Source organism: Streptomyces africanus (genome assembly GCF_002150735.1).
In the GTDB taxonomy this organism is placed as follows: Bacteria; Actinomycetota; Actinomycetes; order Streptomycetales; family Streptomycetaceae; genus Streptomyces; species Streptomyces africanus.
Map to the genome: position 1 here is coordinate 1 of NZ_MUKA01000279.1, position 8,145 is coordinate 8,145.

Sequence of the window (8,145 nt, forward strand, 5' to 3'; positions counted from 1 at the left end):
GTTGCTCGCGTCCACTGTGTTAGTTCTGAGACAACGAACAGTTGTCGGCTTTGAGCAGAACAAACAATTGAAGAGTGTGCTTGTTCGCTCGAAACCATTAGGGTTTCGGTGGTTATAGCGTAGGGGAAACGCCCGGTTACATTTCGAACCCGGAAGCTAAGCCTTACAGCGCCGATGGTACTGCAGGGGGGACCCTGTGGGAGAGTAGGACGCCGCCGAACAATCTTTGGAAGGACCCCTGGTCACCAGCGTTCAGCTGGGACCAGGGGTCCTTTTTGTTTTGCACTGCGCGCTGGGCACCCGGCTGCGCGAGAATGACTTGCGGTACCGAAGACAGGAGTCACCATGTCCACCAACTCTCCCGACGACCGACCGGAGCGCGACCAGCAGCGACGGGAGGGGGACCGGAGCGACCGCGGCGGTCAGCGCGGGGACCGTGGAGACCGTGGCGGCTTCCGCCGAAGCGAGCGTAGCGATCGCGGTGAGCGCGGTGAGCGGAGCGACCGCGGCGAGCGTGGTGGCTTCCGGCGTGATGACAACCGTGGTGGTGGGTACGGCCGGCGTGACGACCGCGACCGAGGGCCGCGCAGGGACGACCGTGATCGGGGCGGGTTCCGGCGGGACGACCGCGGTGACCGTCCGTCCTTCCGGCGTGATGACCGCGGAGAGCGTCGGGACGACCGGGACCGTGGCGGTTTCCGCCGCGACGACAACCGCCGTGACGACAACCGCAGCGGTGGCTACGGCCGGCGTGACGACAGCCGGCGTGATGACCGACGGGGCGATGACCGACGGGGCGATGACCGCGGCCAGCGCGGTGGTTTCCGACGGGACGACCGTCGGGACGACAGGCGTGATGACCGTCGGGACGACAGGCGCGAGGGCGATCGCGGCGGGTTCCCCCGGCGCGACGACCGTGCCCCCGAGCGCCGCGACAGCCGGGACCGTAATTTCCGGCGTGACGACCGGGATCGTGGCCCTCGCGGCGACGACCGCGACCGCGGTTTCCGGCGTGACGACCGGGACCGTGGCTTCCGTGGGGACGACCGTGACCGCGACCGCGGTTTCCGGCGTGACGACCGGGATCGCGGGCCTCGCGGCGACGACCGCGACCGTGGCTTCCGGCGTGACGACCGCGGTGGTTTCCGCGGCCGTGACGAGCGCCGTGACGACCGTCGCGGGGACGACCGTGGGGAACGCGGTGGTTTCCGGCGCGACGACGCCCCCCGGGGCGGGCGCGGCGACTTCCGTCGGGACGACAGCCGTGACACCCGAGGCGATCGCGGTGGTTTCCGTGGGCGGGACGAGCGCGGACGGGACGACCGTGGGCGTGGCCCGCGGCGGGACGATCGCGGTGGGCGGCCCGGGGGCTTCCGTGGCCGTGATGACCGGCGCGACGACCGTCGTGACGACCGGCGTGGTGGCGGCCGGTTCCGTGACGACCGGGAGCGGGACAGGGAGCCGATCAAGCGGCTGCCGATCCCCGAGGACGTCACGGGCGAAGAGATCGACAAGGACGTACGGCAGGAGCTCCAGAGCCTGCCGAAGACGCTCGCGGACGATGTCGCGAAGAACCTGGTGATGGTCGCGCGGCTCCTCGACGAGGACCCCGAGGGCGCGTACGGCTACTCCAGGGTGGCGCTGCGGCTGGCGTCGCGGGTCGCCGCCGTGCGGGAGGCCGCCGGGTTCGCCGCGTACGCCACCCAGAAGTACGGCGAGGCGCTGGCCGAGTTCCGGGCCGCGAAGCGGATGACCGGGAACATCGACCTGTGGCCTGTCATGGCCGACTGCGAGCGTGGGCTCGGGCGGCCGGAGAAGGCGCTGGACATGGCCGGGGCGCCCGAGGTGCACAAGCTCGACAAGGCCGGGCAGGTCGAGATGCGGCTCGTCGCGGCCGGTGCGCGGCGGGACATGGGGCAGCTGGACGCGGCCATCGTGACGTTGCAGAGCTCGGAGCTGGCTTCCAGCTCCGTGCAGCCGTGGACCGCGCGGCTGCGGTACGCCTACGCCGACGCGCTGCTGGCGGCCGGGCGGGAGTCCGAGGCGCGGGAGTGGTTCGCGAAGGCCGTGGAGGCCGACCGGGACGGCAGCACGGACGCCTCGGACCGGCTGGCCGAGCTGGACGGGGTGGAGTTCGTGGACGCCCTGACCGAGGCCGAGGACGAGGCCGAGGCCGAGGCCGAGGCCGAGGATGACGGTGAGGGCGGCGACGCCACCGAGGAGCAGCAGGACTGACCTCGCGCAGAAGGGGCGGATTCCGGTCGGGATCCGCCCCTTTCGTGTGTCCGGATGACCGCGTCAGAGGTCCAGCGCGCGCAGCACCAGGCCCGAGGCCGGCTTCGGGCCGAACGACGTCGACTTGCGCGGCATGGTGACGCCCTGCCGGGCCAGGTCGCGGACGACCTCCTCGCGGACCGGGTGCATCAGGACGGCCGTACCGCCGTCGCGTTCCGCCTTCGCGACCGTCGCGGCCGTGTCGTGGATGTAGGTGATGTGCGCGGGGGAGTCCTCGGGGATGCGCCAGACGTGGTCGAGGAGCGTGGCGTGCAGGACCGTCGCGTCGAGGGTGCGCCAGGCGGTGGGGCGGTCGGCGGGGATCGTGCGGGCCAGGAGGTCCGGGTCGGGGTGGTCGACGAGGTGGAAGGCACCGTCGCCGGCCAGCAGGAACGCGTTGCCCGCGCAGGCCGCGTCCGCCAGTGCCTCCAGGGCCTCGGGCAGCGGGACTTCGAGGCGGCGGACGCGGAAATGGCCGTCCAGGGCGGCCACGGCCTCGACGACCGGCAGGTCGTGCAGGAGGCGGTGGATGGCGCGGACGCGCAGGGGGTAGCGGGCCGTGTCGACCAGGAGGACCAGGCCGTGGTCCCAGGGGCTGGGGGAGGGGTGCTCCGTGCGGAGGCGGCGGTAGGTCGCCCAGCGGTGGTGGCCGTCGGCGATGAGGGCCTGGTGACGGGCCAGGTCGCGCTGGATCGTCGTCAGGTCGGCGGGGGCGGTGACCGACCAGAGGCGGTGGCTGAAGCCGTCCTCCGTGGTGGTCGCGAGGAGCGGTGGCTGTTCGGCGGTGCGTTCGACCAGGTCCGCCGTGGCGGTCGTCGAGTCGTCGCCGCGGTAGGTCAGCAGGAGGGGTTCGAGGTTCGCGGAGGTCGCCCGCATCAGGGCGGCGCGGTCGGCGACGATGTGCGGCATGACGTCCTCGTGCGGCAGCACCACCCGCTCGGCCGGGTCCGACACGCGCAGGGCGCCGATGATGCCGCGTTGCAGCATGCCGTGGTCGTCCCGCTGCTCGTAGACGTACAGGCCGGGGTCCGGGTCGGTGGTCAGGACGCCCTCCGACAGCCAGCGGCGCAGGGTCTGCGCGGCCTGGTCGTTGCGGGCGCTGGGAGTGGCGGCCTGGGGGAGGATCAGACGGACGATGTTGTACGGGTCGGCGGACTGGAGATGGTGCACTCCGTCGGGGCGGACGACGACGTCGTACGGCGGGGACGTCACTGCGGCCAGGCTGCCGACCCGGTCGGGGTCGTAACGAAGGCCTCGGAACGGGGTGAGTTCCAGGCCTCGGCGCTCCGTTGCTTCCGAGTGACCTGCTGTGTTCATCCCGGCATCGTACGGCTGTCAGTGGCATGGGGGATGATCGGGGGAAAGCCGTCGAACGAGGAGCGATGCGGGATGAGCCGGAGCGTCAGGACGAGGCCCGAGGGCAGTGGGCAGGCCCTGAGCGAGGCGTACGACACGGCGCTGCTCGATCTGGACGGTGTCGTGTACGCGGGCGGGAGCGCGATCGCGTACGCCGTCGAGTCGCTGGCCGCGGCCCGGTCGGGCGGGATGCGTCTGGCGTACGTCACCAACAACGCGCTGCGGACTCCGGACACGGTGGCCGAGCATCTGACGGAGCTCGGTATACCGACGGGCGCGGACGACGTCATCACCTCGGCGCAGGCGGTCGCGCGGCTGATCAGCGAGCAGGTGCCGCAGGGTGCTCGCGTGTTGGTGATCGGTGGTGAGGGGCTCCGGGTGGCGCTGCGCGAGCGCGGGCTCGTGCCGGTGGAGTCGGCGGACGACGATCCGGCGGCGGTGGTGCAGGGGTACGGCGGTCCCGAGCTGCCGTGGGGCCGTTTCGCGGAGGCCAGTTACGCGGTCGCGCGCGGTGTGCCCTGGTTCGCCTCGAACACGGACCTGACGATTCCGAGCGGGCGTGGGATCGCGCCGGGCAACGGCGCGGCGGTGGAGGTCGTGCGGATCGCCACGGGCGCCGAGCCGCAGGTCGCGGGCAAGCCGCTGCCGCCGATGCACCGGGAGACCATCCTGCGGACGGGGGCCGAGCGGCCGCTGGTGGTGGGGGACCGGCTGGACACGGACATCGAGGGCGCGTTCAACGGGGACGTCGACTCGCTGCTCGTCCTGACCGGCGTGACCGACGGTGCGCAGTTGCTGGCCGCGCCGCCGCAGCACCGGCCGACGTATGTGGACGCCGATCTGCGCGGGCTGCTCAGCGGCCAGCCGGATGTCGTGGCGGCGGGCGACGGCGGGTTCCGGTGCGGTGGCTGGACGGCGACGGCCGGTGCGGACCGGCTGGAGCTCGACGGGGACGGCGAGGCGCTGGACGGGCTGCGCGCGTTGTGTGCCGCGGCGTGGACGGCCGCAGGTGCGGGGGTGTGCGAGCTGGACGGGGGGAAGTCGCTGGCGAGGCTGGGCCTTTGAGTGCTCGTTGGATCCGTGGTTCCGGGTCCGGCTTGGATCGGCGGTGCGCGGGCACACTCCGGCGGGGTGTCCGGGCGGCGGCCGGGCTCCGGAATCGAGATCGGATGGCAGGGTAGGCTAACCTAACCTGCGTGTTGGTCGACAGTCCCCCCGAACAGCGCGCGGAGACCGCCCCCGCGCCCCCGACCCGACGGGCGATACGTGCCTTCGGGCTCGTCCTGGCCGTCGCGATCCTGGTGCTCGTCGCGCTGGCGAGTATCGCGATCGGGGCGAAAGAGCTGTCCCTGGGGCAGGTCTGGCATGGCCTGTTCGAGGACGCGGGGACGTACGGCGACGTCGTCGTCGCGGAGCGGCTGTCGCGGACCGTGCTCGGGCTGCTGGCCGGCGCCGCCCTCGGTCTGGCCGGAGCGGTTCTCCAGGCGCTCACCCGCAACCCGCTGGCCGACCCCGGACTGCTCGGCATCAACGCGGGCGCGTCCGCCGCGGTCGTCACGGCCATCACGTACCTTGGGGTCACCTCGCTCAGCGGCTACGTCTGGTTCGCGTTCCTCGGCGCGGCAGCGGTCGGGGCGCTGGTGTGGTTCCTCGGCGGCAGCCGGGGCGCGACGCCGGTGCGGCTCGCGCTCGCCGGTACGGCGCTCAGCGCCGCGCTCTACGGCTACCTCCAGGCCGTGATGATCATGGATGACGCGGCGCTCGGCAAGATGCGGTTCTGGACGGTCGGTTCGCTGTCCTCGGCGAGCGACTCGACCATCCGGCAGGTCCTGCCGTTCCTGCTGGCCGGCGTGGCCCTGGCGCTGGCGTTGTCCCGGCCGCTCAACGCCATGGCGATGGGTGACGACACCGCCAAGGCGCTCGGCGCCAACCTGAACCGGACGCGGGCGCTGTCCATGCTGGCCGCGACCGTGCTGTGCGGGGCGGCGACGGCGGCCTGCGGGCCGATCGTGTTCGTCGGGCTGATGGTGCCGCACGTCGTGCGCTCCTTCACCGGGCCCGACCTGCGCTGGATCCTGCCGTACGCGGCGATCCTGTCGCCCGTGCTGCTGCTCGGCGCCGATGTCATCGGCCGGATGGTGGCCCGGCCGGCGGAACTCCAGGTGGGCATCGTCACCGCGATCCTCGGCGGACCGGTGTTCATCTATCTCGTACGACGGCGGAGGACGGCGCAGCTGTGAAGACCACCAACCGTGCTGTGCGGACCCCGGGCGGGCTCTCCGTGCGCCTGGACGTGCGGGCCTTGACCGTCGTGCTCCTGCTGCTGGTCGCGGCGCTCACGGCGAGTGTCGTGCTCATCGGCACCGGCGACTTCCCGATCCCGGCCGCCGACGTGCTGCGGACGCTGTTCGGCGAGGGCAACGCGGGCCAGGAGTTCATCGTCAACGAACTGCGGCTGCCGCGGGTCCTGGTCGGGCTGCTGGTCGGCGCCTCGCTCGGGCTCGGCGGCGCGCTGTTCCAGTCCATCTCCCGCAATCCGCTGGGCAGTCCGGACGTGCTGGGCCTCGGGCAGGGGGCGACGGCCGGCGCGCTCACCGTGATCGTGCTGTTCTCCGGGAGCGCCAACCAGGTCGCCGCCGGCGCGCTGGTGGGCGGTCTGGTGACCGGGCTCGCCATCTATGTGCTCGCCTGGAAGCGGGGCGTGCACGGGTACCGGCTGGTGCTGGTCGGCATCGGTGTCTCCGCGATCGTCACGGCGGTCAACGGTTATCTGCTCACCAAGTCCGACATCGTGGACGCGGCCCGCGCGGTCGTGTGGATGACCGGATCCCTCGACGGCCGTGACTGGGCCCAGGTCTGGCCGCTGCTCGGGCTGTGCGCCGTGCTCGTGCCGCTCGTCCTGTGCAACGCGCGCGGGCTGCGGATGATGGAGATGGGCGACGACGTGTCGTACGCCCTCGGCGTGCGGGTGGAGCGGGTACGGCTGCTGCTGATGGTGGCGGCCGTGCTGCTGACCGCGTCCGCGACCGCCGCCGCCGGTCCGGTCAGCTTCGTCGCGCTCACCGCACCGCAGCTGGCCCGGCGCCTGACCCGGGCGCCCGGCCCGAACCTGCTGGCCTCCCTGTGCATGGGCGCCGCCCTGCTGGTCATCGCCGACTGGCTCTCGCAGCGGGCGTTCGGCGCCGAGCAGTTGCCCGTGGGCGTGGTCACCGGCGTGCTCGGCGGTGCCTACCTGCTGTGGCTGCTGGTCACCGAACGCAAGGCGGGCCGGATATGAGCAAGAACCGAAGGAGCACCGTGAACCGTCTGTCCGCCGAGAACGTCACCCTCGCCTACGACCAGCGGGTGATCGCCGAGCACCTGTCGGTGGAGATACCCGACAACTCCTTCACCGTGATCGTCGGCCCGAACGCGTGCGGCAAGTCGACGCTGCTGCGGGCGCTGTCGCGGATGCTCAAGCCCAGTGCGGGCCGGGTGCTGCTCGACGGGCAGGTCATCCAGTCGATGCCCGCGAAGAAGGTGGCGCGCACGCTCGGTCTGCTGCCGCAGTCGTCCATCGCGCCCGACGGCATCACCGTCGGCGACCTGGTGGGGCGCGGCCGCTACCCGCACCAGGGCATCCTGCGCCAGTGGTCGACCGAGGACGAGCGGGTCGTCCAGGAGTCGATGCGGCAGACCGGTGTCGCCGAGCTGGCCGAGCGCTACGTCGACGAGCTGTCGGGCGGTCAGCGCCAGCGCGTGTGGATCGCCATGGCACTCGCCCAGCAGACGCCGCTGCTGCTGCTCGACGAGCCGACGACGTTCCTGGACATCCAGCACCAGATCGACGTGCTGGACCTGTGCGCGGAGCTGCACGAGGAGCAGGGGCGCACGCTCGTCGCCGTGCTGCACGACCTGAACCACGCCGCCCGCTACGCCACACACCTCATCGCCCTGCGCGAGGGCCAGGTCATCGCCGAGGGCGCGCCGAAGGACATCGTGACGGCCGGCCTGGTGGAGGAGGTCTTCGGCCTGCGCTGCCAGGTCATCGACGACCCGGAGACGGGCACGCCGCTGGTCGTGCCGGCGGCGCGGAAGGCACGCGTCGGGGCGGCATCCGGGGCCGGGACCGGGGCGGAGAAGGCGGTCGCTACAGAAGCTTCCTGAGCTGGAGCAGGTCCCGCACGCCGGCGGACAGCTTCACCCGGCCCGAGCCCCAGGCCTTGGCGAAGCTCAGCTCGCCGTCGACGAGGGCGAGCAGGTCGTCACCCGTCATGGCGAGCCTGATCTCGGCCTTGTCCGGCGGCGGTCCCTGCACGGTGTCGTGCACCTCGATCCGCCCGCCGCGCATACGGCCGACGAAGGTGACGTCCAGGTCCGTGATGTGGCAGCTGACCGAACGGTCCAGGGCCGCGGCGTCGCGGACGTCCCCTTCGGCGCGCTGCATGTTGTCGGAGAGCTTGTCGAGTGCGCTGCGGCACTCCTCGATCGTGGCCATCGCGGTCGACGGTACCGCAGCGGTTCGCGGTAGCGTCG

8 protein-coding genes and 1 rRNA gene are annotated in these 8,145 nt (G+C 72.2%); 7 read left to right on the forward strand and 2 right to left on the reverse strand.

Features of this window, described 5'->3' with window-relative positions; translation table 11 throughout:
• Positions 1-104: 104 nt before the first annotated feature.
• The 3 genes from rrf to CCL05_RS45695 all read left to right on the forward strand — a co-directional run bounded on the left by rrf (position 105) and on the right by CCL05_RS45695 (position 2,235).
• Positions 105-221: ribosomal RNA gene (gene rrf, locus CCL05_RS30985) — 5S ribosomal RNA — on the forward strand.
• 215 nt (positions 222-436) lie between these two features.
• On the forward strand, positions 437-1,582 hold the full coding sequence (locus tag CCL05_RS47610; protein ID WP_208641657.1) for a hypothetical protein: 1,146 nt from the start codon (positions 437-439) through the stop codon (positions 1,580-1,582).
• Positions 1,474-2,235, forward strand: coding sequence for a tetratricopeptide repeat protein (locus CCL05_RS45695; RefSeq protein ID WP_208641656.1), 762 nt, complete (start codon positions 1,474-1,476; stop codon positions 2,233-2,235). The genes CCL05_RS47610 and CCL05_RS45695 overlap by 109 nt, the downstream gene beginning before the upstream one ends.
• Positions 2,236-2,298: 63 nt before the next feature.
• On the opposite strand, the gene CCL05_RS30995 is transcribed toward CCL05_RS45695, so the two are convergent.
• On the reverse strand, positions 2,299-3,591 hold the full coding sequence (locus CCL05_RS30995) for a DUF1015 family protein (RefSeq protein WP_086564007.1): 1,293 nt from the start codon (positions 3,589-3,591) through the stop codon (positions 2,299-2,301).
• A 72-nt stretch (positions 3,592-3,663) separates the two neighbouring features.
• Here CCL05_RS30995 and CCL05_RS31000 point away from each other — a divergent pair, with 72 nt between their 5' ends.
• The 4 genes from CCL05_RS31000 (at position 3,664) to CCL05_RS31015 (ending at position 7,776) form a co-directional block, all read left to right on the forward strand.
• Positions 3,664-4,695, forward strand: coding sequence for an HAD hydrolase-like protein (locus CCL05_RS31000; protein ID WP_086564008.1), 1,032 nt, complete (start codon positions 3,664-3,666; stop codon positions 4,693-4,695).
• A gap of 131 nt (positions 4,696-4,826) precedes the next feature.
• Positions 4,827-5,870, forward strand: a complete 1,044-nt coding sequence (locus CCL05_RS31005) for a FecCD family ABC transporter permease (protein WP_086564009.1) — start codon at positions 4,827-4,829, stop codon at positions 5,868-5,870.
• Positions 5,867-6,907 (forward strand): FecCD family ABC transporter permease, encoded by a 1,041-nt coding sequence (locus CCL05_RS31010; protein ID WP_086564010.1) that lies wholly within the window; start codon positions 5,867-5,869, stop codon positions 6,905-6,907. The genes CCL05_RS31005 and CCL05_RS31010 overlap by 4 nt, the downstream gene beginning before the upstream one ends.
• Complete coding sequence (locus CCL05_RS31015) at positions 6,904-7,776, forward strand: ABC transporter ATP-binding protein (protein ID WP_167409648.1); 873 nt, start codon at positions 6,904-6,906, stop codon at positions 7,774-7,776. The genes CCL05_RS31010 and CCL05_RS31015 overlap by 4 nt, the downstream gene beginning before the upstream one ends.
• On the opposite strand, the gene CCL05_RS31020 is transcribed toward CCL05_RS31015, so the two are convergent.
• A complete protein-coding gene (locus tag CCL05_RS31020) occupies positions 7,760-8,107 on the reverse strand; it encodes an SCP2 sterol-binding domain-containing protein (RefSeq protein ID WP_086564012.1) in 348 nt (115 codons plus the stop codon). The two genes, CCL05_RS31015 and CCL05_RS31020, sit on opposite strands and share 17 nt — an antisense overlap.
• Positions 8,108-8,145 lie beyond the last annotated feature (38 nt).